This window comes from Mycolicibacter sinensis, assembly GCF_001667375.1.
Classification (GTDB): Bacteria; Actinomycetota; Actinomycetes; order Mycobacteriales; family Mycobacteriaceae; genus Mycobacterium; species Mycobacterium sinense_A.
Genome location: NZ_LZIN01000086.1, coordinates 1 through 1,366 on the forward strand (window position 1 = coordinate 1; position 1,366 = coordinate 1,366).

A 1,366-nucleotide genomic window follows, 5' to 3' on the forward strand; every position below is an offset into this window, starting at 1 on the left:
ACGAAGATGCCGACGCCGCAACCGAACTCATCGAACCGGTGGCTGCGCCGGCCAGGCGGCCGCTGCTGGTCGCCGGCACGGTGCTGGCCTCGGCCGGCTTCGCTGCGGCCTCGGCGCTGATGGTGTCGATGGCGCTGGACATCACACCCAACCTGGTCGCGTTGCGGCCGGAAATCGGCCGGGTACTGAGTTTCCCGCTCGAACCGCCGAAGCTGCAGGAGCCCGCCCTGCAGCCGTACGTCGAGCCCCCGGTGGCGAGAAACCAGCCGGACGTGCTGCCGCTGCCGCCGCTAGACATGCCGCCGGTGGCGCCGGTGTCGGTTCCGATTCCGCCGCCGCCGGACGTGTCGGCACCCCCGGTGTTCGGCCCCCCGTCGCATACGCCGTCCCCGGTTGTGCCCGTCGCGAACCCCTTCACCTTCACCTCGGCTCCGCTGCCGGCGCAGCACTGGACACCTGCGATCCGGCCGGTCTCAACGGCTCTGCCTGATCTCTCTTTCCTGCTCGGGCTGCCCGCGAAGCTGGCGGCCGCTCCCACACCGCCCAGCACGCTGCCTGCACCGCCGCTGGAGATTCCGACCCCACCGGTGGTCACGCCGGACCCGCCGGTGGCCAAACCGCTGCCGCCGGTGGAGATCCCGACTCCACCCGTGGTCAAACCGCTGCCGCCGGTGGAGATTCCGACTCCACCCGTGGTCAAACCGCAGCCGCCGGTGATCAAACCGATCCCGCCGGTCATCAAGCCCAACCCACCGGTGGAGATTCCGACTCCGCCCGTGATCAAACCCGACCCGCCGGTGGTCAAACCGCAACCGCCCGTGATCAAGCCGATCCCGCCGGTCATCAAGCCCAACCCACCGGTTCAACTGCCCGACCCGCCGGTCATCAAGCCCAACCCACCAGTTCAACTGCCCGACCCGCCGGTCATCAAGCCCAACCCACCAGTTCAACTGCCGGACCCGCCGGTCAAGCTGCCCGATGCGCCGATCAAGCTGCCGGACCCACCGGCCGTCAACCCCGGCCCCGGCGTGCAGCTGCCGGACCTGCCGGTCAAGCTGCCCGACGCACCGGCGGTCAGCCCCAACCCGGGATTCCAGCTGCCGAATCTCCCGGCCCAGCTGCCGAAGTCAGGCCCACCGGCCAGCCTTCCCGCTCCCCAGGCACCCGCGATGCCCTGGCTGCCGGCACCCAAAGCCCCGGCACTACCGGCGTTTCCAGCACCGCAAGCGCCATCGCTGCCCGCACTGCCCGCACCCAGCGCGCCTTCGTTGCCCAAACTCGGCGGCAACCCCGGTGGCGGCATCTTCGGCGGCGGCAAACCCGGTGGCGGCATCTTCGGCGGCAACCCCGGTGGCGGCATCTTCGG

At 70.9% G+C, this 1,366-nt stretch carries 1 pseudogene; it reads left to right on the forward strand.

Annotated features, from left to right (window positions below):
* Positions 1 to 1,366, forward strand: a pseudogene (locus A5771_RS23460) (hypothetical protein); the annotation flags it as partial.